Source organism: Trueperella bernardiae, assembly GCF_001469025.1.
GTDB classification, from domain to species: Bacteria; Actinomycetota; Actinomycetes; order Actinomycetales; family Actinomycetaceae; genus Trueperella; species Trueperella bernardiae.
On the sequence record NZ_LNIZ01000002.1, the window covers coordinates 38,065 to 61,961 of the forward strand.

General features: G+C 66.0%; 21 protein-coding genes and 1 pseudogene. 8 read left to right on the plus strand and 14 right to left on the minus strand.

All coding sequences use genetic code 11. From position 1 onward, the window contains the following. Positions 1-159: 159 nt before the first annotated feature. A complete protein-coding gene (locus AQZ59_RS02180) occupies positions 160-1,260 on the plus strand; it encodes an App1 family protein (RefSeq protein WP_062612752.1) in 1,101 nt (366 codons plus the stop codon). 158 nt (positions 1,261-1,418) lie between these two features. Here the strand turns inward: AQZ59_RS02180 and AQZ59_RS02185 are convergent, their stop codons facing one another. The 7 genes from AQZ59_RS02185 to AQZ59_RS02215 form a co-directional block, all read right to left on the minus strand. Then, positions 1,419-2,381: an ADP-ribosylglycohydrolase family protein gene (locus tag AQZ59_RS02185; protein WP_160326859.1), complete on the minus strand. Its 963-nt coding sequence runs from the start codon at positions 2,379-2,381 to the stop codon at positions 1,419-1,421. A gap of 173 nt (positions 2,382-2,554) precedes the next feature. After that, positions 2,555-2,854, minus strand: a complete 300-nt coding sequence (locus AQZ59_RS02190) for a hypothetical protein (RefSeq protein ID WP_143602064.1) — start codon at positions 2,852-2,854, stop codon at positions 2,555-2,557. A gap of 83 nt (positions 2,855-2,937) precedes the next feature. Further along, entirely contained in the window at positions 2,938-3,963 is a 1,026-nt protein-coding gene (locus AQZ59_RS02195) for an endonuclease/exonuclease/phosphatase family protein (protein WP_062612757.1), read from the minus strand. 282 nt (positions 3,964-4,245) lie between these two features. Next, positions 4,246-5,343, minus strand: a complete 1,098-nt coding sequence (locus AQZ59_RS02200; RefSeq protein ID WP_062612759.1) for a sugar kinase — start codon at positions 5,341-5,343, stop codon at positions 4,246-4,248. Further along, a complete protein-coding gene (locus tag AQZ59_RS02205) occupies positions 5,340-5,984 on the minus strand; it encodes a bifunctional 4-hydroxy-2-oxoglutarate aldolase/2-dehydro-3-deoxy-phosphogluconate aldolase (RefSeq protein WP_062612761.1) in 645 nt (214 codons plus the stop codon). Before AQZ59_RS02205 ends, AQZ59_RS02200 begins: the two co-directional genes overlap by 4 nt. Next, complete coding sequence (locus tag AQZ59_RS02210; protein ID WP_062612763.1) at positions 5,984-7,078, minus strand: mannonate dehydratase; 1,095 nt, start codon at positions 7,076-7,078, stop codon at positions 5,984-5,986. The genes AQZ59_RS02205 and AQZ59_RS02210 overlap by 1 nt, the downstream gene beginning before the upstream one ends. Next, entirely contained in the window at positions 7,075-8,676 is a 1,602-nt protein-coding gene (locus tag AQZ59_RS02215; protein ID WP_062612764.1) for a mannitol dehydrogenase family protein, read from the minus strand. The genes AQZ59_RS02210 and AQZ59_RS02215 overlap by 4 nt, the downstream gene beginning before the upstream one ends. Before the next feature lie 193 nt (positions 8,677-8,869). On the opposite strand from AQZ59_RS02215, the gene AQZ59_RS02220 reads away from it, so the two are divergent. Both AQZ59_RS02220 and AQZ59_RS02225 read left to right on the plus strand, forming a co-directional pair. Beyond that, on the plus strand, positions 8,870-9,661 hold the full coding sequence (locus tag AQZ59_RS02220) for an IclR family transcriptional regulator (protein WP_062612766.1): 792 nt from the start codon (positions 8,870-8,872) through the stop codon (positions 9,659-9,661). Positions 9,662-9,913: 252 nt separating this feature from the next. Then, positions 9,914-11,836, plus strand: coding sequence for an acyltransferase family protein (locus AQZ59_RS02225; protein WP_062612767.1), 1,923 nt, complete (start codon positions 9,914-9,916; stop codon positions 11,834-11,836). Positions 11,837-12,065: 229 nt separating this feature from the next. Here AQZ59_RS02225 and nrdG read toward each other — a convergent pair whose 3' ends face one another. From nrdG to AQZ59_RS09320, 5 genes are all read right to left on the minus strand, one after another. Then, positions 12,066-12,689 (minus strand): anaerobic ribonucleoside-triphosphate reductase activating protein, encoded by a 624-nt coding sequence (gene nrdG / locus AQZ59_RS02230; protein WP_068538893.1) that lies wholly within the window; start codon positions 12,687-12,689, stop codon positions 12,066-12,068. Next, positions 12,686-14,836, minus strand: coding sequence for an anaerobic ribonucleoside-triphosphate reductase (nrdD, locus tag AQZ59_RS02235; RefSeq protein WP_062612769.1), 2,151 nt, complete (start codon positions 14,834-14,836; stop codon positions 12,686-12,688). The genes nrdG and nrdD overlap by 4 nt, the downstream gene beginning before the upstream one ends. Before the next feature lie 324 nt (positions 14,837-15,160). Beyond that, the gene (locus tag AQZ59_RS02240) at positions 15,161-15,727 is read right to left on the minus strand and encodes an aldose epimerase family protein (RefSeq protein WP_160326860.1); all 567 of its coding nucleotides are present in this window, start codon (positions 15,725-15,727) and stop codon (positions 15,161-15,163) included. 99 nt (positions 15,728-15,826) lie between these two features. Next, a complete protein-coding gene (locus tag AQZ59_RS02245; protein ID WP_062612773.1) occupies positions 15,827-16,219 on the minus strand; it encodes a hypothetical protein in 393 nt (130 codons plus the stop codon). Continuing rightward, positions 16,212-17,486 (minus strand): chymotrypsin family serine protease, encoded by a 1,275-nt coding sequence (locus AQZ59_RS09320; protein ID WP_152994708.1) that lies wholly within the window; start codon positions 17,484-17,486, stop codon positions 16,212-16,214. The genes AQZ59_RS02245 and AQZ59_RS09320 overlap by 8 nt, the downstream gene beginning before the upstream one ends. Positions 17,487-17,621: 135 nt before the next feature. Here AQZ59_RS09320 and AQZ59_RS09715 point away from each other — a divergent pair. Then, a pseudogene (locus AQZ59_RS09715) lies at positions 17,622-17,867 on the plus strand (IS256-like element ISAod1 family transposase); the annotation flags it as partial. A gap of 462 nt (positions 17,868-18,329) precedes the next feature. On the opposite strand, the gene AQZ59_RS02250 reads toward AQZ59_RS09715, so the two are convergent. Together AQZ59_RS02250 and AQZ59_RS02255 are read right to left on the minus strand one after the other, a co-directional pair. Beyond that, positions 18,330-19,019: a response regulator transcription factor gene (locus AQZ59_RS02250; protein WP_062612774.1), complete on the minus strand. Its 690-nt coding sequence runs from the start codon at positions 19,017-19,019 to the stop codon at positions 18,330-18,332. Next, positions 19,016-19,732 (minus strand): sensor histidine kinase, encoded by a 717-nt coding sequence (locus tag AQZ59_RS02255; RefSeq protein ID WP_062612776.1) that lies wholly within the window; start codon positions 19,730-19,732, stop codon positions 19,016-19,018. Before AQZ59_RS02255 ends, AQZ59_RS02250 begins: the two co-directional genes overlap by 4 nt. 136 nt (positions 19,733-19,868) lie before the next feature. Here AQZ59_RS02255 and AQZ59_RS02260 point away from each other — a divergent pair, with 136 nt between their 5' ends. The 4 genes from AQZ59_RS02260 to AQZ59_RS02275 all read left to right on the plus strand — a co-directional run bounded on the left by AQZ59_RS02260 (position 19,869) and on the right by AQZ59_RS02275 (position 23,817). Next, complete coding sequence (locus AQZ59_RS02260; RefSeq protein ID WP_062612778.1) at positions 19,869-20,570, plus strand: ABC transporter ATP-binding protein; 702 nt, start codon at positions 19,869-19,871, stop codon at positions 20,568-20,570. Next, positions 20,567-21,967 carry an FtsX-like permease family protein gene (locus tag AQZ59_RS02265; RefSeq protein WP_062612779.1) on the plus strand — a complete coding sequence of 467 codons (1,401 nt, stop codon included), beginning with the start codon at positions 20,567-20,569 and terminating at the stop codon, positions 21,965-21,967. Before AQZ59_RS02260 ends, AQZ59_RS02265 begins: the two co-directional genes overlap by 4 nt. A gap of 199 nt (positions 21,968-22,166) precedes the next feature. Further along, the gene (locus tag AQZ59_RS02270; RefSeq protein WP_062612780.1) at positions 22,167-23,072 is read left to right on the plus strand and encodes an ABC transporter ATP-binding protein; all 906 of its coding nucleotides are present in this window, start codon (positions 22,167-22,169) and stop codon (positions 23,070-23,072) included. 1 nt (position 23,073) lies between these two features. Further along, entirely contained in the window at positions 23,074-23,817 is a 744-nt protein-coding gene (locus AQZ59_RS02275) for an ABC transporter permease (protein ID WP_062612782.1), read from the plus strand. Positions 23,818-23,897 lie beyond the last annotated feature (80 nt).

The window sequence follows — 23,897 nt, forward strand, 5'->3', positions numbered from 1 at the left end:
GCCCTGGTTCCCAGCGGCGCCGACACAACTCGTGAACCTGAGAGCGACCTCGCCCACATAGCAATCGCCAGCCGGTATATTCACGACTTCTGTCGGGCACCCCGCCCTCGCATTGCCGCCGCCCTCGCACTGCCAGCCCGACCCTTGTAGGCTGGAGCTATGGCTCTGGCTGATGTGGTCCGCAACTTTGAAGACGGCGCGAACAGGCGCAACACCGTGCGCTTGCGCGAGCGCGGATGGGAGCCGCGGCTGACCGGCTACGCCGGCTGGGGCTCGGTGCACGCGGCGAAGGTGCTAGCCCGCGCTACGATGGCCGACCCCAACGACTCCCAGCCCTTCAAGCTTCCCTTCCTGCCGAAGTCGATGCACTCGCTGACCTCCCCGCAAATGTCCGGCCTGGCGAAACTCGCCACGCAGAACGCGGAGAAGGCCCAGCGCGGGTGGCGCCAGTTTTTCACCACGCAGGTGGGCTTCCTCCCGGTCACGGTGCAGCTTGGCAACCGCACGATTAAGACGCGCACGGACCGCTCCGGCTACGTCGACCTCCTCATCGAAGATCACGGCCTCGCCCCCGGCTGGCACGAAGCCACCCTGACCCCGGCCGCGGGCGAGCCGATCACGGCGCCAGTGATGATCGTGGCGAACCAGGTCACCACCGGCCTGATCTCAGACATCGACGACACGATCGTCGTCACCTGGCTACCCCGCTCGATGCTCGCGGCCTACAACTCCTTCGTCCTGCACACGGACATGCGCCAGCCCGTGCCCGGCATGGCCGACTTCTACCACGCCCTCCTCGAGCCGACGCCGGACGCGCCCGTCTTCTACCTGTCCACCGGCGCGTGGAACGTCTACTCGACGATGCTGAGTTTCATCCAGCACAACGCGTTGCCGATCGGCCCGATGCTCCTCACCGACTGGGGCCCCACCCCCACCGGCCTGTTCCGCTCCGGCCAGGAACACAAGAAAACCCAGCTGCGCAACTTGCTCATCATGTTCCCCAACATCTCGTGGTACTTGGTGGGCGACGACGGTCAGCACGACCCCCTCATCTACGACGAGCTCGCCCGCGCCTACCCGCGCCGCGTTCGCGGTATCGCGCTACGCACGCTCAACCCCGTGGAGCAGGTGCTCTCCCACGGCACCACGGAGGCCACGGCATTGCACCGCGAGGAGTCGGACCTTGAGGACGACGGCGTCCCCATCATTCGCGGCGAAGACGGGTACGCGCTGCTGGGTCAGGTGGAGCGCTTCCGGTAGGTGACACGCGCAGGCCGTCCCTTGACGGGACGAAATGAGCCGTATCTTCGTATATGCGTAGATACGGCTGAAATCGTCCCGCGAAGGGCGCGGGTGCGGTTCAGCCTGGCGGGGCACGCCCGCCCGGGAGCGCCCGCCCGAGCCGCCCAGCCGCCCGGCTAGAAACCCCGCGGCTGGGAGTTGCGCACGATCCGTTCGCCCATGTCGGCGAGCTGGCCGCTGCTCATGCCGGGCCAGCCGTGCACCGATTCCTTCCAGGCCGCTGGGATCGCGCTTTCGCCCCATCGGGCGCCAAGCAGCGCACCCACAATAGCCGCCACCGTGTCCGTATCCCCGCCCAGCTTGACCGCCCGGCGCAGCCCGTCGTACATCGCGGCCTCCCCGAAGTAGTCCTGGGTGGCCTTCACGGCGAACCACGCGCACTGCAACGCCGACACCGCCGAGCTATTCGTCCGCGGGTTGACCAGCCCCGATTCGGCGTCGGTAATCCAGTCCTCCCACTTCGGGCGCGACTCGGCGAGTAGCAGGTCCATGCCCGCCCGCACGTCAAGCACCCCGTCGATCACGGCCACGCGCATCGCCTCAGCCCACAGCACGCACGCCTCCTCGACCTCGCGGTCGTCGTGCGTGAGGGATGCGATGCTGCGAGCCGCCCGCGCGGTGGCGTCGCGGTCCCACAGGAATGCGATCCCAATCGGCGCGATCCTACCGAGCGCTGCGTTGCCCGCCGCCCGCTCAGTGTTCGCCGAGTACTCGCGCGCGGCCTGCCGCAGCCGGTCAGACACGTCGCCCGTCAACCGCGACGCATTAAGCAACACCGCGCGGGTTTGGATGCCGATGTCAGTGGCGCCATCGTGCATCCAGTTGATGAAGTTCTGGCCAATCTCGTCGTGAGCCCGGTCCGACGTGAGGCTGAGCCCGGAGTCCGCCACGGACGCGATGCAGATCGCCATCTGCGTGTCGTCGCTCCATTCGGCCGGTTCGTACGGGCCGAGCCCGCCGCCGAGCATCTGCGGGTCATCCGTTCCGCGCGTGAATTCGTACGGCACGCCGAGCGCGTCTCCGCACGCGGAGGCCAGGAGCGCCCCGCGCCCGCGGTCGACCATCAAATCAGTGAGCACATAGTCCATGGGGCACCTCCGTCGGTTTCCCCCAGCTTACCCCGATCATCACGACGTGGGTGGGCTGGCTCACGTTTTGACCGGCCTAGGCCGCGGCGCCTAGTCGGCTCGTGCGCGAAGTCTGGCGGCCGGGCTCTGCCTGCCGGGGCTCAACGCCTGGCCGCCGTCGCCGGCTACTGGGGGTCGACCTTAACGGCCTCCACCGTGATCTCGTCCTCGACGCGCGGATCGTCCTGGCGGACCTTCTCCTTCACCGCGTCGGTGGCCTCGTGCAGCTTCTCCGAGGCGAGGTTCTGCGCCTGTTGGAACGTGTCGGCCGCCTGGTGGCGGACCTTCGAGCGACCATCACGCACCACGTTCGAATCCCACACGCGCTTCGTCCCAGTCTTAATTTGCTCGTAGCGCTCACGGCCCGCCCGCGCGCCCAGCACGTACGCGATCGCGCCCACGGTCACAGTCCTCAAGAAACCCATGGTTCCCCCTTCGTTAGTTTTTCTCCAGCATAACGACGCCGACCCTCCCCGGCCGCCCGATATGCGGTGCGCTGAATCCGCGCCTAGTCCCCAGCCGGCGCCAACCGCACGATGATCCCGCGATGATCGCTGCCGCCGGCGGGCACGCCGACGGCCTCCACCCCGCGGTAGCTGCCGTCGGTGACCACGCGATCAATCGGCGTGGTCAGTAGCGCGGGCAGGTTGGACGGCCACGTGCCAAGACCGCCGGCGCCTGCCTCGATGCGGGCGTCGGCGCAGTCCGCCCCGAGCGTCATCTGATGATCCACGGTCGAATTGAAGTCACCAGCCATGATCACCGGCCCGCTAGCACACTGGCTGTAAATCGCGGAAATATCGGACTTCCAGCGGCCCATATGCGCGAGGACGGGAGCAAACGGGTGCACGCCGATAATCTTGGGCCCCTGCCCGTTTGCCGGCACCACCATGACTGTCGAACCCGGCAACCCCTCCGGCTCCACCTGCGCGTACTCCCCGAGCGAGTCGGAAATAAGCACCACCGTGGACTCAAACTCCGTGGCGTAGCGGTCAGTGCCCGTGTCGAACTGATGGAAGTCCAGCCCACGCTCGGCCAGTAGCCCCACGAGCTCCTCGCCGCGTGCCGTGGCCGTCTCCGTCAACACGAGCACATCCACGCCGTTCCTCACCACCGACGCGGCCAGATCCTCCATATCCACCGACCCTCCGAGCGTATTGAACGACAAAACCGTGACCTCGCCATTACCTGCGCCTGCCACCGTGACCCCGCGGTCCGGTTTCAACTGCTCCGGCGATTCAATCCCCCGCGCATACACCGTGCCCCCATGGAAGATCGCCATCACCAGGTACGCTACGGCCGTGGCCAGCGCAATCCGCCCCGAGTCCACTAGCCTGCGCCGGATGCCCGCAAAACTAAAGAGGAAGATCGCCACACCGAAGAACACAATTGCCAGCCACACCCGCAAAGCCATGACCTGCGCCATCGGCGTGTCAAGCACCCAATTTTCGGCACCCGGCAGCAGGTCCGGCCGCAACGTCAGCGCGCCCACTGCCACAAAAACGGCCGCCAGGAATCCCCACACGTACTTCATTAGGCTCCCCTCGTCTCCGAGCCTTCATCCTAGTGGCCGCCTCCGACAATTCTGCGAAGCGGCCAGGCGTGGGGTCGAGCGCGCCCAGCCCATCAGGCCCGGCCCTAGCGCATCAGATTAGACGCCGCTCGCACGATGCCGTGCCGATCCGCGTCCGACTCCGGCACGCGGCGAAACCAGGGCCCGGGGGAACCGGCAGCCGGGCGCTGCCACGCCGACGCGCAAGAGGGCCCGGGGGCCGGCACACCATGCCGGCCCCCGGGCCCTCCGCCAACGTGGCGTTTAGCGCTGCACGCGAGCGCTACCGCCCGCCACCAGGCGCTCCACCTCTTCGAGCGACGCCATCGTGGTGTCACCCGGGGTGGTCATGGCAAGCGCACCGTGGGCCGCACCATATTCGACGGCCTCGCGCACGTTGCCTTTCTCCATGATCCCGTAGATGAGGCCGGAGGCGAAGGAGTCGCCGCCACCCACGCGGTCGAGGATCTCGAGGTTGTCACGCTGGGTGGCCTTGACGAACCCGTCCTCACGGCTCCATGCCACGGCGGACCAGTTGTTAATCGTGGCTGTCTTGACTTCGCGCATCGTGGTGCCGATCGCCTGGAAGTTCGGGTAGGCGGCCGACGCCTTCTCGATCATCTTGCGGAAGGACTCCACCTCAAGGTTGTCGAGGTTTTCGTTCGCGCCTTCGATCTCGAAGCCGAGGGAGGCGGTGAAGTCCTCCTCGTTGCCGATCATCACGTCCACGTACTTGGCCAGCTCGCGGTTGACCTCGCGCGCCTTGTCGAGCCCGCCGAAGGCATTCCACAGGGAGGGGCGGTAGTTGAGGTCGTAAGAGACGATGGTGCCGTACTTCTTCGCGGCCTTCATCGCGGCCTTGGCCACCTCGGCTGTGGACTCGGACAGCGCGGCGAAGATGCCACCGGTGTGGAGCCAGCGCACGCCGAGCTCGCCGAACAGGTGATCCCAGTCCACGTCGCCCGGCTGCATCTGCGACACGGCGGTATTCCCACGATCCGAGGTGCCGACCGCGCCGCGCACGCCATACCCGCGCTCGGTGAAGTTCAGCCCGTTACGCACGGTCCGGCCGATGCCGTCGGAGGGAACCCACTTGATGAACTGGGTGTCAAGCCCGCCGGTGAGGATGCAGTCCTCGAGCAGGCGGCCCACCTCATCGCGCACAAGCGCGGTGACGATGGCCCCACGCTTGCCGAAGCAGCGGCGCAGGCCGCGGGCCACGTTGTACTCGCCGCCGCCTTCTGAGGCCGCGAACAAGCGGGTGGTACGAATGCGGCCCTCGCCCGGGTCCAGGCGGAGCATCACCTCGCCGAGCGAGACGATGTCGTAGGCACACTCTTCTACGGGACGCAGCTTAATCATGATCGCAACTCCTTGACTCGCGAGGAGGCCTCCTGCGAGAGCTTAGTAATTGTGTCGAATTCCTTGTTTGTGATGAGGTCTCGCTTGATCATCCATGATCCAGAGACGGAGGCGATGGCGGGGTCGGCCAGCCACTCGCTGAGGTTTGCAAGGTTCACGCCGCCCGACGGCACGAACGCCGTGTTCGGAAACGGTCCGCGCAGCGCCTTGACCATCTTCAGCCCGCCGGCCTCCCCGCCGGGGAAGAACTTAACGGCGGTGGCGCCCACCTCGAGCGCCATCATCACCTCGGTGGCGGTCTGCACGCCGGGCAGGTAGGGGATGTCGCGCTCAGCGGCCACCTCGGCCACGCCCCTGCTGAACCCGGGCGAGACGAAGAACTTCGCGCCCATGTCCGCGGCGCGCTCGGCCTGCTCGCGGTTGAGCACGGTGCCCGCGCCCACGGTCATGCCCTCAACGGCGCTCATTGCCTTGATCGCGTCCGGCCCGGCCTGTGTCCGGAACGTCACCTCGGCGCAGTGGATGCCACCCGCCACGAGGGCGCGGCCGGCGTCGACGGCGTCGACGGCGTCGTCGATCACGACGACGGGCACGATCGGGTTGGCCTTAAGGAAGGGCAGTGCGTCAGGGATCTGTACCATTAGGCATCCTTTCCGGCGGCGGCCTTGCGCTGGGCGTCGATCGCGTCCCACAGGCCGAGGAGGTACTGGGCGCCGAGGGCGCGGTCGTAGAGCGGGTAGCCCGGGCGGCCCGTCTCGCCCCAGATCATGCGACCGTGATCGGGGCGCACGTGAATGTCGGGCGCGTAGTCGTAGAGGGCCTCGACAATGGCGTGCATGTCGAGGTCGCCGTCGGCGGCCCAGTGCGCGGCCTCCTGAAACTTCTTCTCGCCCAGGTACTTGACGTTGCGGACGTGGGCAGCGGCGATCCGGCCGCGCTTGCCGAACTCGCGGAAGATCGCGGGGACGTCGTTGGCCGGGTTGGAGCCGAGCGAGCCCGAGCACAGGCACAGGGCGTTCGCGTCCGAGTCATTCAGCCCGCAGATCGCGTCGATGTCGTCGCGGTTCTTGTATGCGCGCGGGATGCCGAACAGGTCCCATGCCGGGTCGTCGGGGTGGCAGGCCATGCGGATGCCGACCTTCTCACACGTGGGGATGATGCCGTCGAGGAAGTACTTCCAGTTCTCGCGCAGTTTGTCCACCGTCATATCCTGGTAGAGGGCCATGACCTCGTCCAGGCGGGACAGGCGCTCGGGCTCCCAGCCGGGCAGGGTGAGCCCACCGGACTCCTCGGCCGTGCGCTGGACGATATCCTGCGGGGTCATGCCCTCGATGTCGGCGTGGTCGTAGTACAGGCAGGTCGAGCCGTCCTCGTTGACGTGGGCGAGCTCGGTGCGCAGCCAGTCGAACACGGGCATGAAGTTGTAGATGACCACCTTCACGCCGAACTCGGCCAGGTTCTCCAGGGTGGTGCAGTAGTTGGCGATGTACTCATCGCGCGTGTCAAGGCCGAGCTTGATGTCCTCGTGGACGTTGACCGACTCGATCACCTCGCACTCGAGGCCGGCGGCGCGGACCTGGTCCATCATCTTCGCGATCTCCTCACGGGTCCACACCTCCCCCGCAGCGTACTGCGACAGGACACCCATGGTGCCGGTCATTCCGGGGATCTGCTTGATGTACTGGAGCGGGATCGGGTCGAATCCTTCGCCGTACCAACGGAACGTCATCTTCATGCGAGGGTCTCCTTCAGGGTGGTGCGGACGGCGCCCGGGCCGGCCACGAGTTTGGTGAACAGTTCTTCCACGCGCAAGGCGAGCGGCGTGTCATAAAGGTTGGTGCCGAAAATGGCGGGGTTGGACAGGATGGGCTGAAGGGCCGCGTGGGCGTCCACGTCCCCTCCGAGCTCGACACCGTCCAGGTGGGCCTGCAGCTCAGCCAGCAGCGGGTCCGGGGACGGGTCGAACGGCGCGCCATCGTCGTCGACAGCGAGCAGGTAGCGCATCCAGTTAGCGATCACCAGCGGGATCGCCACGAGTTCGCCCAGGTCACGGCCCTGCGCGAGGTATTTCTTGATGGTCTCCCCGAAGCGGATGCCCACCTTCTGCGAGGTGTCCATCGCAATGCGGGCCGGGTCGTCGGGCAGGAAGCGGTTGGGGAAACGCACCTCGAGCACTTCGCGCAGGAAGTCCTCTGGGTTCACGATTCCGGGGTCGACGACGACGGGCAGGCCCTCCTTCCAGCCGAGCCGCTCGACCAGAGCCCGCAGGTCGGCGTCGCGCATCTCGGAGTCGATCGTGGGGAAGCCGAGCAGCACGCCGGCGGTGGCGAGCGCGGTGTGGAGGGGGTTGAGGCAGGTGGTGACCTTCATGTTTTCGAAGTCGTCGCACACCTGGCGGGAGGTGAGGTGAACGCCGTGAGCGGCGAAATCCGGCACCTCGCCCACGAGCACGTCCTCAATAATGAGATATTCGGTAGGCTCGGCGTTGACGAAGCCGGCCAGCGGGGTGCGCCCGAGCATCTCGATGCCCATGTCCTCAAAGCCGAGGCCCGCAAGCTCCTCAGCCACGGAGGTGTTGGGGCGCGGGGTGATCTTGTCGATCACGGTGATGGGGAAGGCCACGCGGGCGGCGTCGTCGGCCCAGGCGAGCCCCTCGTTAGAGAGCTGGCCCGCCTCGTGCCAGCCGCGCATGATGGTCATGACCGAGTCGCGCAGCTTGTCGCCATTGTGGGAGAAGTTGTCGAAAGAGATGACGTTGATCGGGGCGGCGCCGGCCTCGAAGCGGCGCACGAGCAACCCGGCCAGGTTCGCCATCGTGTTTGCATGGAAGCCGTGCGGGCCGGCGGCGATCGCCGCGAGCGCCTGCTCGGAAAGGTTGCCGGCCGAGTCGTGGATGCCGTAGCCCTTTTCGGTGATGGTCATCGTGATGAGGGTGAGCTCGGGGTTGGTGACGATCTGGGTGAGGCGCTCGAAGTCCTCCGGGCGCTGCCAGGCCAGGCCCTCGGCGATGCCGGCGATCACGCGGTAGTCGCGCGAGCCGTCCGGGTTGAGGATGGTGGAGAGGGTCATGAGGTCGTGTTTGCCGAGTTGGATGTCGAGCTCCGCGGGGTCCATCGGCACGACGGCGGTGATGGGCCAGCGATCGCCGGCGGCCAGGAGGTCGTGGGCGATGCGCGCCGGGAAGACGCGGAAGATATTGCCGGGACCCAGGTGGATCCAGCGCGGGTTGGCCCGCCCGTCCGCCTGCATGGCGGCGACGTCGAAGGGCGGTAGCTGCACGCCGGCCACTTCGAAGGGGGCGCGGTCGCTTAGTCCTGCGAGATTCAGTTTCATGCTTGGCTCTCCGTTGACCCTAGTCATTTATTTATGCGAAACGCTCGTTTCATACACTTAAACAGTACCCTGTCCCTGTGACACAGTCACTAGTTTCATCATAGTGTGTCGAGCACAACATTCTCCGCGCAACCGAACGCAAGATTCCCCGCGTATTTCATATGGTGGAACGGGCCGCGCTAGAATTAGCCGCATGAGCACACCCAAACCACTGGCAAGCGTCAGCCGCGCCCTCTCGCTCGTGGAATACCTCGCCACCCGCGACCCCGACGGCACCGCACTTGTCACCATCGCCTCCGACCTCGGCCTCAACAAAGCCACCGTCTACAACACGCTTGCCACGCTACGCGACCGCGACTGGGTGGAACAAGACCCCGAAACCGGCTTCTACCGGCTCGGCGACGGCATCGCCCCCATCGCCGCCTACCGCACCTCCACCCGCCGCGCCGTGGACGAACTACGCCCCTACCTTGAGAACATCGGGCGGCGCTTCAACGAACTCGTCCACCTCGGCCAACTTGTGGAAACCGACATCGTTTACCTCGACAAGGTCGAACCCGACCGCCCCATCCGAGTCGTCTCCGCGGTCGGCCGCCACGCCACCGCCGTCACCACCTCGCTCGGCCGAGCCCTCATCGGCTCCTTCCCCGACCGCGACAATCGCCTCCCCTGGTACTTCGAAACCCCCGACATCACCTCGCACACCAAGGCCGACCAGCGCACCCTCCACGACGCCGTCCTCGCCAACTTCACCCGCCTCGACCACGACGGGTGGACCGAAGAAATCGAAGAAAACGAAGTCGGCATCGCCTGCGTGGGCGTCCCGCTCCTCGGCCCGCGCAAAAACTTCGCCATCTCCATCTCCGCCCCCGCCGAACGCATGACCCCCGACTATCGCGCCGAACTCGCCGCCGGCATCCGCGAAGAACTCGACCACCTCCCCTCGAACCTCCACCTCCACACGCGCCCCATCGAGCGCCGATAGGTTCACGACGCCGGTCGCGCGGCCTGCCGGGTAGCGCGGCTGGGGCTCGTGCGGCTCGGACTGTGCCGGTGCTGCTGGAACTAGTGCAACCGGCCGGGCCGGCGTCGTCGGCACCCCACACGCGACGTAACTTACAGCAGCGAGCTACGCCACGGCGGCGTCAGAAAACCCGCTACAACAAGCGAAAACTCACGACACACGTAGGGCCCGCGGTGGACATCGGCGAGCGGGCGCGCACCTAATATGGGGAGCATGCCAGGGAACACCGCGAACTCGTTTTCGAGGCCGTATCGTATCCGGGGCCTGGACGGCCTGCGCGCCATCGGAGCACTGTTTGTGCTCGTCTACCACCTGCTGCCGTCCGTGGGCGGGGCCGGGTTCATCGGGGTGGACGTCTTCTTCGTCATCTCCGGGTTCCTCATCACCGCGCTCCTGCTCAAAGAACACGACGCCACCGGCGTCATCGACCTGCCCAGCTTCCTCCACCGGCGCTACCGGCGACTCCTGCCCGCGGTGGTAGTCATGGTGGTGGTCACGCTCGCGCTCGGCCGACTCATCTCCGCCGACGCCGTCACCCAGGCTCGCTGGCAAGCCTTCGGCGCGCTCACCGGCACCTACAACTGGTTCCAGGTGGCCAACGGGTCCAACTACTTCGAGGCGCAGTCTCCGCTACTGCTGAACAACATGTGGTCGCTCGCGGTGGAGCAGCAGTTCTACCTCGTGTGGCCCGTGGTAGTCATGGCGCTCTTGCTTGGCGCGCGGCGGTGGGTCGCGGGGCACGGGGGCGCGGGCGCGGCCGAACGGGACGCCCGTCGTGCGCAGATCGGAGTGATTGCGGGCATCGGCGTCATGTCACTGACGCTGCACGCGTGGCTCGCCGGCGGCGACGTCACCCGCGCCTACGTCGGCACCGACTCCCACATCTTCGGCCTCATGATCGGCGCCGGCATCGCATTCGCCCTGCCCGGCATCATGACCGGCCGGCCGCGCACCGCCTCCCCCCTGTGGGGCGTGGGCAGCTGGGTGGCGCTCGCGGGCCTGACCGTGCTCACGTTCAACGTCCCCGACGCCTCCTGGTTCTACCCCTGGGGCATGCTGCTCGCGTCCGCACTGGCCGGGGTGGCCGTGCGGGGGATCCTGCCCGACGTCGTCGGCACACCCTCCGAGGCCCTCGCCGGGTTGCTCGAGTCGCGGGTCATGGTGTGGATCGGGCAGCGCTCATACGGCATCTACCTGTGGCACTGGCCCCTGTGGGTGCTCGCCGTCTACCACCTCCACATGCCGCGGCCGCTCGCGGCAGCCCTGGTGCTCGCCGTGTCGGTGGCCGCCGCGCACCTGTCCTATACCTACGTGGAGACGCCGATCCGCACCATGGGGCTAGTGGCCTGGGTGCGCTCCATGGGCAAGCTCCCCACCGTCACAACCGCGTGGCTCACCACCGGCGCGCTCGCGCTCGCGGCCACGTTCACGGTCGCGCTCGTCACCTCCCCCGACATGACCGAGGCCCAGGCCGCAGTCGCCGCCGGGAAGCACGCCCTCGCCTCGCACTCCGCCAAACCGGGTGACGGCGCTGGTGAAGCCGGAGGCGCTGGCGGGGCTGGAGCGGCTGAGCCGGGCGGGGCCGCTGGCACCGCTGCGCCCGAGCCCAGCGCCAAAGCGACACCCGAACCGGAACCGACCGCCGCCCCCACGCCCAACACCGGCGCCGACATCACCATCATCGGCGACTCCGTCACCCTCGCCGCCGCACCCGCTCTGCTCGAGACGTTCCCGGACGCCGTTGTGGACGGGGAGGTCTCCCGGTCGATCCGGGTGTTCAAGGGCATCGCCGAGGGATACGCCGCGCAGGGCAAGCTGCGTGGGACCGTGGTCATCTCACTGGGTACCAACGGCGCGATCTCGGTGGAGACCGCGCGTGACATCATGGACTACCTCGGGCCCGACCGCCACGTCGTGTGGGTGACCGCCGCCGCCCCGCACGCCGAATGGGTGCCGCAATCGAACGCCACGATCTCGCAGATCGCCGCCGAATACCCGGACCGCGTGCGGGTTGCCGACTGGGCCGCGATCGCCGCCGCCCACCCCGAACACCTCGCCTCCGACGGGATCCACCCCGGCGGTGAAGGCGGGGCCGAGTACGCGACCGAGGTCAAGCGGGCGGTCGACTCGTTCTGATTTCTGGGCAGCACACGCGGTTCTCAGGGCCCGTCCGACAGAAGTCGTGAAAATACCGGCTACCGATTCCTATAGACACTCGGTGGGCACCAGATTCACGACTTATGGCGGCGCCACCGGGTATCAGGAGGGAATGACCCCGGCGCCTCCGGGTGCCGGACTGAAATTAGGCTGCCGGCACGGATTATCGGCGCCCGGGCAGGCGGCATTTGTGCCCGCGGCTCGGCGGCTAGTACTCGCCCCCGCGCCAGAGCACCGGCTCGGCGGCGTACTGCACACCCGAGCACTGCAGGTCGGCATGAACACGGGAGGCCCGCAGGTCGATGATGCGCTGGTTGGCGGAGCCGCGGAAGGCGAGGTCGTGGTGGTAGAGACGCTGGATGAACGGCCCGTCCACGAGCACGTCCACGAGGTCGAGCAGCTCGCGCTTGTCGGGGGTGTCGGCCAGGAGCTGTTCGTAGGTGTAGCCGGTCCACACCCACACGTCGCGCGTGGCGGCCTCACCCGCGCCGAAGCGTTCGCGGAAGCGGCGCAACAACGGCAACAGGATCGGGGTGGCCAGCATCGGCTCCCCGCCCAGCAGGGACAGCCCGGCCACGTACGGCTGGGCGACATTTGCGAGGATCCGCTCCTCAAGCTCAGTCGTGTAGGGTCGGCCATAGCGGAAGGACTGCGCCGCCTTGTTGTAACAATTCGGGCACCGGAACGGGCACCCCGACACGTACAACGAGCAGCGCACCCCCTCCCCGTCCACAAAATTGAACGGCTTGTAGTCCGCGACATTCCCGGCGAACAGCGCCCGCCCGTCCCACTCGCAGGGGGCGGGGACGCTGACGCCATCGGCGTTAATCACTCGCGGGCGTCCATGTGCTTGACGCGCGAGGAAATCTCCACGTGGCGGCCGTGGACCATCGGGCGCTTGACCGGGTTGCCGAGGTAGCCACAGGTGCGCTTGACGACGTCGCAGGTGTCCGGGTCGTCGTTACCGCACTCGGGGCAGGCGAAGCCCTCCGGCGTCGGGTCAAACTCGCCCTCGAAACCGCACTCGTAGCAGCGGTCGATCGGAGTGTTCGTGCCGAGGTAGGCCACGCGGTCGTAGGCGTAATCCCACACGGCCTCCAGCGCCTTCGTGTTGTGCGTCAGCTTCGGGTACTCGCAGTAGTGGATGAAGCCACCCTTGGTGAGCGGCGCATACTCGGCCTCGAAGTCGATTTTCTCGAACGGGGTGACCTTCTTGCGCACGTCGTAGTGGAAGGAGTTCGTGTAGTACTCCTTGTCCGTGACGTCCGCGATCACGCCGAACTTCTCCCGGTCCAGGCGGCAGAATCGGTCCGTGAGCGACTCCGACGGCGTCGAGTACACCGAGAACCAGTACGGGTAGCGCTCGCGCCACGCCTCCGCGTATCGGTTCATCGCCCGCAGGATCTCCAGCGTGAAGCCCTTTGCCTCCGGGTTGTCCTCCCAGTTCGGACCGTAGAAGAGGGTGGCCGCCTCGTACAGGCCGATGTACCCCATCGACACCGTTGCGCGGTGGCCGCGGAAAAACTTCTCCACGCCCGTCTCGCTTTCCTCCGCGCGCAGGCCGAACGCGCCGTAACGGTAGAGGATCGGGGCGTTCGCCGGAGTGGCGTCCTCGCAGCGCTTGATGCGGTAAAGCAGGGCGTCCTTGACGATCTGCATGCGCTCCTCGAAGATCTCCCAGAACGCGTCCTTGCTGCCGCGCGCCTCGATCGCGATGCGCGGGATGTTGAGGGTCACGACGCCGAGGTTGTTCCGGCCCGCGTTGATGGCCTCGCCGGTGGCGGGGTCCACCCACTTGGGCAGGAAGGAGCGGCAACCCATGGGGGCCTTGTAGTCGCCCTCGATCTGGACCAGGCGGTCATAGGAGAGCACATCCGGGTACATGCGCTTCGTGGAGCACTCGAGGGCTAGCTGCTTGATGTCGTAGTTCGCGTCCTGCGGGTCGAGGTTGACGCCGCGGCGCAAGCCCATGACCAGCTTGGGGAAGATCGCCGTGTGGCGGTCCTTGCCGATCCCGCCGATGCGGACCTGGAGGATCGCCTTCTGGATCTCGCGCTCAAACAGGCCCGTGCCCAGGCCGAAGCCGAGGGTGACGAACGGGGTCTGGCCGTTGGACGTGTAGAGGGTGTTGATTTCATACTCCAACGACTGCATCGCGTCGTAGATGTCCTTCTTTGTCTTCCCCAGGGCGTAGTCTTCGCGGCGCTCGGGCGCAACCCACTCCACGGCGTCGCGCATGTGCTTGTTGTAGTTGAGCTGGGCATAGGGGGCGAGGACCTCGTCGATGCGGTCCACCGACGTGCCGCCGTACTGGGAGGAGGCCACGTTCGCGATGATCTGGGCGATCTGGGCGGTTGCCGTGTTGATCGACTTCGGGGATTCCACGCGGGCGTTGCCGATCTGGAAGCCGTTCGTCAACATGCCCGGGATGTCGATGAGGCAGCAGTTGGTCATCGGCTGGAAGGGGTTGTAATCGAGGTCGTGGAAGTGGATGTCGCCCTTGATGTGAGCGTTGGCCACCGGCTTGGGGAGCATGTGCTTCAGCGCGTAGGCCTTCGCCACCGAGCCGGCCGTGAGGTCACGCTGGGTGTTGAAGACCGTGGCGTCCTTGTTCGCGTTCTCGTTCACCACCGACTTGTCCCGGCTTAGCAGCTTGCCCACCGAGTGCTGGATGTCCATCGTCTGGTTGCGCTCCACGTCCCGGTCGTGACGGTACTCGATGTAAGCGCGGGCCACCTCCGGGTAGCGCGAAGCCATGAGGTAGTCCTCCACCGCGGACTGGATTGTGGGGATGTCAAGGTTCTCGGCGGGCAGGGAGGCGACCACCGCGTTCGTGGCCTGCGAGCAGAAGGCGTGATCCTCGAGCCCACGGTCATTCATCGCCGCCTCAATGGCCCGGTAGATCTTCGACGCATCGAAGCGGACCGAGCGACCGTCCCGCTTAAGGACGCTGACGGTGGTGACGTCGATGAGTGACATGATCTCTTCCCTTCTTTGAGCGCGCCCAGCCAAGGCCAATGCGTGCGGTGTTCTTGCTGTTGGGCCGCATTTAGCCGGTCGGCTACGCTTTCTGGGCATATTCCAGAAAACACAAGATGTGCCGTCTCGAAAAAACGCGAACACTACATATAGTAGTCGCTTTCGAATCACATGCATGTATTTTTCGCAGTGAGTTTCGCCCGCGACGTGTCTTCACGAACGCGATCCGCGCGCAACCGGGCCAAGCGCGGGCACGATGGGTGCCAACGATCTATGTCTTCTGAGGCGATCGGCGTGTCGCCGGGCCGGATGTTTGTGGCCCTACTAGTCAACTCCTCGCCACGCTGGCAGCATCAAGGATCCCCACGATCGCAGCCGCGCCATCGATCCACGGATTCCACACACCGTGTTGGTGGCACCCTCGAAGGCGATCTTGAGCGCACGGCCGCCTGCCGCTCCGTGCAGGATCACCGTGGCGCCGCGCGCGTATACGCGAGCGGCCTGACCCGTAAAGACGACTTCCCCCATCTGCGTCTTCTCCGTCTTGGCGCCGGCGTGGTCGACGTAGGACGCACCATCTAGACCCTCAACCCGCACGCCCCTGATGTCGTCGACAGCTAGGTAGGTGTGGAGCGCTTCTTCGAACGACGTCGTCTCGTCACCTTGGTTGATGACCGTCAGTTTGAGCTCAAGCTCTGGGCCGAAGGTGACCTCGTAGCGCAACGCGAGGCCAAAGGCTCGGCCGGGGAAGGTTTGGGCGGGTAGGGAGCAGACCGCGGTCACGGAATCGCCCTGCATAGTGGAGCCGTCGAAGTCCCAGGGTGTGATACGCGCCGCGCCGTGCTTCGGCTGGGCTTGGCCGGTCCTGCCGGCGCCGAACCACGGATCCATTATCCGCAATGAAAGTGCGCTCATTAAGCGGGCGCGGTCCAGCCACGAGTAATTCCATACAGTTCCTACCCCAAGCGCCCCACACATCTGGGCGCGCCGCTACTCAGATAGCGTAATCTCTTCGACGAGAACACGCCTAGCGTTCTCAAAGTGTTCGCCTCCACAGTCGAAGCCCCCGTCGATATCCGACTGTTCGCCAGTCAAAAAGACGTCACCGGCCTTGATCCTTGTGCCGTTGACGTCAAGGTAGGCGCCATCCGCAGGGCCCGTAGCCGTTCCCACGAAGACAAGCAGCGCGCCGCGCTCATTGATTGGGCACAGTTCATCGCCACCCACCCTGATCTCTTTCAAGGTATTGATGGCCGCAACACTTAAGACATACTCCGCTCGCTGCAGAGTCGGCGCCTTCAGATCCTCGGCTTGGCCGGCGCACCCCGCCAGCGCAAGCAGGAGGATTCCCGCCAGCGCACCACCATTTCGTAGCCTAGCCATATATCAATCTCGCTCCATAGTTATCCCGCACTGCACGCCAATCAGTAACATATGTCGTGGATTGCCCGACCAAGGGATCAAAGTGGCCGGTTATCATTCCCGTTACTCTGACCGAGCTACCGAAGTTGGCGAATACCGGCCCCCCAGAATCACCACCTTGGCTTGAGGTACCACCTCGTAGACTAATGAGGTTGCCATAACAACCGCTACCAAAGCATCGTGATATGCCATAGCTAATTACTTGGTTATTACAAACGTTTCCACTCGTTCTTCCCTGAAAGCACAGCCGATTTCCTTGTGACCCCATGGGGTGCCAAGTGCCCGCCACGGGCTTCCTCTCACCACCAGAAAGGATCTTTCCTTCGTATGTCTTGCCGCTCACAAACTCTGCATCAATGCTCGCATTATATTTGTGTGTAACCCGACCTGAATTAGAAACACCTGCACGCGAAGAAGATGTCCAGACATGCGAGAGCAAATCGAAACAATGACCCGCAGTAAAAAACCCACGTGCACCATTACTATTCTCAGCGGGAATACCACTCGTACACGAATACAAATTCCCCTGCCGATAGCCAAGAATTGACGCTCCCCCAACAAATGGGGCCCGCACATTTTCGTTGTACGCATCGTCTTGATAATATCCCGGCACGAATGAGTATCCAACGCCTGTATCTGGGAGCACCTCAAGGTCGCCTTCAGTCAGCTCACCGCTCAGCTCAATGGTGTCGCTTTGTGCATGGTAACCAAACGCGACCCGTGCGCCCGTCGCTTGGAAGTGTGCTGTTAACTGCTCCATTGCAGAAGATATCTGTGCGGCAGTGTACTTAGACATCACAACAACCACACTGTCGCGACCATCGCCGGAAAGTGCATCACTCCGTAGGTGAGAAGCATTGGATGACTCTAGTGCATACTCGGGAGAGAGGTTCAATTCCGCCTTCGCGCTTGTCGCATCCTCGCGCGAGATCGCAACATAGCCAACACCCAAGTCCGTATCAAAATACTGTCCCACGATCTCGAAACCGTCAGTAGTGTACGGTGCATCTTCAGGGGGTAGACCGATGTCCCCAGCAGATGCCACATAATACTCAACCGGCTCCGGCATCTCAACAAGTTGCGCAAGTGGAGTATCCGCGACACTCCTTGCGCGCGAATCATTCTCAACATCCGGTGTGGCTGAAACATCGTCAGTAGCCACGCCGAATCCGGTCGCCGCGATCAGAGCAGCGCCCGCGAAGGCTAAACTGAGCGTGTTCTTTTTCATGTGTGGGTCATATCACATTTTCCAGATGTGTGTAAGAATTATAGCATCGAAGCCCCCCCCAACGGTGTTGATTTTTTCAGCGGCTGGCCCGTTTTCTTGCGTTAAAGTCGGGTTTGGACTCAGCTTCATGCTGGGGTGGAGAATCCTCGCTGTAGAATCTGCGGAACACTAACACAAAACCGGGGTGCGACCAGTGCTGGTAAACCACGGTTCCGCTGCTCGGCTTGCCGTGCTAGCCACACGCGTAGGAATGATACGAAGGCGCGGGATATGGCCGTTGATGGCACCAGTTGACGAGGTCCATCACGTGGTGGTTGGGATGATATTTACTTGTCACACAAGCTAGTACTCATCGCTTTCACGAAGAATCACATGTTGGGCTTACGCCTGTCGACTCCTTCGCTGAAGCTGCGGAATAGGCGAGCCGACCGGCATTATGAAACACCGCGCATCAGTCCTCCCTTGCTAGAGAAGCGTGGGTGTCCAACCCTCGCTCGGAATTGCCTCATGACCGCCGCCTCGAAGCCAGTAACTCGCTCACAGGGCGAGCGTGCGATGTGTCTGTCCTCAACCTGACACAACTGTTGAGTCTGAGCGCGACCGAGCCCATATAGCGATCGGTAGACGCCATATTCATAAGACGTGTCGGGCGCTGTGTCAGATTCTCAAGAGAAGTGTCGCTCAGCTCGTATAGGCGCACGGGCACTAAGTTCTTCCTATCGGAAGCAGGGCCAACGACGCCGAGCCGGGGGCTGGACCCACAGCGGCGACTGGCGACGCCGAGGCCTCCGCCTGCCGGCGGACCGGCCGGCGGGACACACACCAGCGAGCAAGCACCCTCGCCTACACCGCGCCTGTGGCCGTCAGGTACGTCAGCACCGCCCGCACCCGCCGGTTCTCCTCCCCGGCCGGCAGCCCCAGCTTGGAAAACACGTTCGCCACGTGCTTGGACACCGCCGCGCCGGACAAGTACAGCTCCCCGGCGATCTCTGCGTTCGACTTCCCCTGCGCCATGAGCTCCAGCACCTCGGATTCACGCGGGGTCAGCGCGTCCAACGCGCTCGCCTTCCCGCGTACCAGCCCCACGGCCACCTCCGGGTCCACCACAACGCCGCCGCCCGCCACGATCGACAGCGAGTGCACGAAGTCCGCCACCCGCGACACCCGCTCCTTGAGCAGGTACCCCAGGCCCCCGCGGTCAGCGCCGGGCCGAGCCATCGCCACCGGGTCGAACAGCGCGGACGCATAGGCGGGCGCCACGTACTGGCTCAGTACCATGACCGACAGGTCGGGGAAGTCGGACCGCAGCTCCACGGCCACCCGCAGCCCGTCGTCGCTCATCGTCGGCGGCATCCGCACGTCCGTGACCAGCACGTCCACCGCCCCCGGATCACCCGCGAGTAGCTCCCGCACAGCCGCGAGCGTGCTGGGCGCGTCGGAGGTCTGCCCCACCACGGTGTGCCCCACACGCTCGAGGATGCCGGCCAGCCCCTCGCGCACCAAGGTCGCGTCATCGGCCAAGAAGATCTTCATTGCACTCCCCCAATCGCACTCTCGCCTCGGTATAGCAGCAGCGGAATCGTGCCCACCACCATCGTGGGCCCGCCCACCGGCGAGTTCACCTCCAGCTTCCCGCCGAACGCGGCCAGCCGCTCGCGCAGCCCGGCCAGCCCATGCCCTGCCACCACCGACGCCCCGCCCGGCCCGTCATCCACCACCGACACCCTCAGCGTCTCATCCGCCGCCAACAGCAAGGTGGTCCGCGCTCCCGGCGCGTACTTCGCCACGTTCGTCAGCGCCTCGGTGGCCAGGAAGTACGCGGCGGCCATCACCCCTTCGGGCATGTCGGGCAGCGCGTGCGGCACCACCACCCGCACCGGCACCGGGCTGCGCTCCGCCGCCCCGCGCACGGCCCTTTCCAGCCCCAGGTCCGACAGCACCTTGGGGTGGATCTCATTCACGGTTTCGCGCAGGGCCCGCAGCGCCTCCTCGTTCGTCTGCAGCGCCCGCGCCACGATCCCCGGCAGGTCCGCGAGCGCCGGCGGGATCTCCCCCGCGGCCCCCGCCATGTCCAGCAAGAACTGTGCTTCCCCGATCGCCATCCCGGAGGCGACGAGGTGCTGTTGGGCACCGTCGTGAAGGTCGCGTTCGATGCGCCGCCGCTCGATCTCGAACGCGGACACGATTTGCCGGCGCGAGTCGGTCAGCTCCTCGACTTGCCGCGCCACGTCCTTCTTCCTCCACATACCTCTAGCCTATCGGCGCCCTCCGACACTCTCGACCCCCGCGCCGTCGCCCCCGCGAAAAGGTAGACCTAGCCCTACCCCCAATTGGGCAGGTAGCACCCTCGAAATCGGTGCCGGCCCGGGTTTGAATGGAACCATGAACGAACTCAATGCAACGCACTTGGTAAAAACGTACGGTAAGGTCCACGCCCTCGCCGGGGTCGACCTCCACATCGACGCGGGCGAACTCGTCGCCGTCATGGGCCCCTCGGGGTCCGGCAAATCCACGCTTTTGCACGTCCTGTCCGGCATCCTTGTTCCCGACGACGGCGACGTGCGCCTTGGCACCACCTCCGTCACGTCGCTGAACGACGCCGGCCGGTCGAAGTTGCGCCGCGAGCGCCTCGGTTTCGTGTTCCAAGACGGGCAGCTGGTTCCGGAGCTGACCGCGCGGGAGAACGTTGCGCTGCCCCTGTTCGCCGCTGGGGTCAAGCGCGGGGAGGGCCTGCGCCGGGCCGAGGAGTGGCTCTACCGCCTCGGGGTGGCGGAGCAGGCGAAGAAGCGCCCGGGCGAGATGTCGGGCGGGCAGGCCCAGCGCGTGGCGATTGCCCGCGCGATGGTCTCCAGCCCGGCGATCATCTTCGCTGACGAGCCGACCGGCGCGCTCGACCAGGCCACCGGCCACGAGGTCATGCAGCTGCTGTCCACCACCGCCCGCATGAACGGCACCACCCTGGTGGTCGTCACCCACGACCTCAAGGTCGCCTCCTGGTGCGACCGCCTGGTGGAGATCCGCGACGGCCTCATCCACACCGATCGTCCAATGTCGCAGGTGCAGGGCGCGGAGGTGGCCCGATGAACACGCTGCAGATGACGGGTCACCTCGCCACCTCCCGGATCCGCAACGCCCGCGGGCACGCGCTGTTGGACGCGCTCGCCGTCGTCGCCTTCTCCGTCTCTTCCTGGCTGCTGCTCACCACCGCCGGGGGCGTGTGGATGTTCTACGAGCGGCTGGACACCACGGGCCCGCGCCTACTCGAGCAGGGCGTCCCGCTCGACGTCACGGACGGGTTGAGCGGGGTCTACATGAGCCTGGCGGTGCTCGCGCTCGGCCTGCTCATTATCCCCCTCCTCTCCCTTGGCGCCTCGGCCGCCCGGCTCGGCGCGAACGGCCGCGCCCGCCGCCTCGCCTCCCTGCGCCTCATCGGACTCAGCGCCGGCCAGGTCAACCTCATGACCCTCGTGGAAACCCTCATCCAGGCCGCTGTCGGCTTCACGATCGGCGGGGCGATCTACCTCCTCACCTTGCCCGCGTGGTCGAACATGAGCTTCACCACTTTGCCCATCACCACCACCGAGATGCTCCTGCCCTGGTGGGGCTGGCTCGCCGCCGCCGCGCTGGTCGCCGTCATCACGATCGGCTCCACCCTGGCCGGCCTGTGGCGCGTGTCCATCTCCCCGCTCGGCGTCTCGCGCCGGGAGACCCCGAAGGCGATGAAATACTGGCGGGTGATCGGCGTCGTCGCCGCGATCCCGGTGCTGGGCGTCATGATGCAGAACCTCGACCCAGAGACCTCCACCATCGCAAACTTCCTCTTGTCCGCGCTCATGCTCATGGTCTTCTTCCTCACCGTGTCGCTGGCCGGCCCACTGTTCATCCAGATGGCCGCCCGCCCCGTGGCCGTCACGGCCCGCACCCCGCGCCTGCTCGGCACCCGCCGCGTCCTCGACGACCCCCGCGCCGCATGGCGCAACATCTCCGCGATCTCGCTCATGGCGCTCCTGGCCTCCGTGGTCGTGTTCATCATGACCATGGACGTCACCGGCTACGGCAGCATCAACGAGGACGTGGACAACCTCAGACGCACCCTTACCGGCGACATCACCAAGGGTGTCGCGATCGCGCTCGCCTTCTCCCTCATTCTGGGCGCCACGGGCACCCTCATCCACCAGGCCTCCGACGTGTTCGACCGCGCCGAGGAATCCGCCGCCCTCATGCGGATCGGCCTGCCCTACTCCACCCTCCTCAAGGCCCGCCTGTGGCAGGTTATCCCGCCGTTGCTGCTCATGCTCTCCGTGACCATCGGCCTCGGCGCCCTACTCGGCACCTTCGCCGAGCAAAAGGCCAACACCGACAACCTCGTCATCCTCGTGTGGGTGGTCGGCCTCGGCATTGCGCTCACGCTCGCGGCGGTGGTCGCCACCGCACCGATCCAGGCGATGGTGCTGTCCCAAAAGTCGCGCAAGAACGACTAGCAGGCGGTGGCTCCGTCAGAACTCGTGAATCTGCGGTCCACCAGGCTCCTATAGGAACCGGTAGCCGGCATATTCACGACTTCTGTCGGACCGGCGGCTCGCCCGTGCCGGGTGACACGGCAAACCCATGACAGTGGTCATGGAAAAGTCCGGTCACCCGGCACTTCTGCGCGCGCGGGTGGCTGGGCACAATGGAGTCATGAACGCAATCAGCGCCAAGGCGCTTACGAAGAAGTTTGGCAACGTCACCGCCGTGGATGGCATTGACCTGGTGATTGAGCCGGGTGAGGTGGTCGCGTTCCTTGGCCCAAATGGGGCCGGCAAGACCACCACGCTCGACATGATCCTCGGCCTCACCCATCCCACCTCCGGGCAGGTGTCGGTGCTCGGCGGCACCCCGGCGGCGGCGATCCGCGCCGGCCGCATCAGCGCCCTCCTCCAGACCGGCGGGCTACTGGCCGACATGACCGTGCGCGAGTCCGTGGCCTACATCGCCGCGTGCTACCCGGGCGCCCAACCGATCGACTCCGTCATCGAGCGCACCGGCCTCACCCCCATCGCGGGGCGCCGCGTGGGCAAGTGCTCCGGCGGCGAACAGCAGCGCCTCAAGTTCGCACTCGCCCTCCTGCCCGAGCCCGACGTCCTCATCCTCGACGAACCCACCACCGGCATGGACGTGGCCGCCCGCCGCGAATTTTGGGCCAACATCTACGAGGAATCCCACCACGGGCGCACCGTCATCTTCGCCACCCACTACCTCGCCGAAGCCGAGGAGTTCGCCAAGCGCACGATCCTCATGAACGCCGGCCGCATCGTCGCCGACGGGCCGACCTCCCAGGTGCGCTCGATCGCGGGCCTACGCCACGTGCGGGCCACGGCCTGCGCCCTGCCGGCCACGGAACGCGAGACGCTCGCCGCCGAGCTTGCGGCGCTTCCGGGCACCACGGCGTCGTGGGACGGGCAAACCCTCGAGGTGCGCACGGCACACTCCGACGACGCCGCCCGCATCCTCCTCGCCCACCCCATCACCGACCTCATCATCACCGAGGCCTCGCTCGAGGACGCCTTCCTCACCCTGACCTCGACCGAGAAGACTGGAGCCTAACATGATCGCCATCGACCTCAAGCGCATGCTGCGCGACCCCGGAGTCCTGTTCATCATCGGGGTGCCCGTGCTCATGTACCTCATCTTCGGCGCGGCCCAGAGCTACGGGCAGGAGAGCGCGGCGAACGGCAACCTCGCCATGGCGATCATGGTGGGCATGGCCGCTTACGGCGCCGTGGCCGCCACCGCCAGCCTCGCCTCCCAGGCCGGGGTGGAAAAGCTGCAGGGGTGGGGGCGCCAGATCTCCCTCACCCCGCTGACCGCCGGGCGCTACGCGCTCAACAAGTCCCTGACCGCCGCGGCCTTTGCCCTCATCACCGTGGCCATCATCTACGCGGTCGCGGCACCCACCGGCGCGAAGGGCACGGCGTGGGCGTGGGTGGGGTCCTTCCTCATTGTGGCGGTGGGCGCGCTACCGTTCGCGCTGGTCGGGCTGGCGCTCAGCCACGTGATGCGCTCGCAGTCGGCGACGTCGGTGGTCAACGCCCTGGTCCTCCTCTTCGCTTTCGCCGGCAACCTGTTCGTGCCCCTGTCCGGCAAGCTGCTCGAGGCCTCCCGCTTCACCCCGATGTGGGGCTACATCACGCTTGCCCGCTGGCCCGTCGCTGAAGGGATGTGGACCACCGGGCAGGGCGAGGCCTACACCGACGAACTGTGGCAGGCCCTCGTGTCCTTCGGGGTGTGGACGGCCGTGTTCATCGGCCTCGCCGCCCTCGCCCTACGACGCCGGGGTGAACGCCAGTGAGCAGGCGCGCTGAGGGTGCGGCCGGTGCCGAGGGGGCCGGCCGCACCGGCCGTGCTTGGCGCGGACGCGAAGCGGGCTGG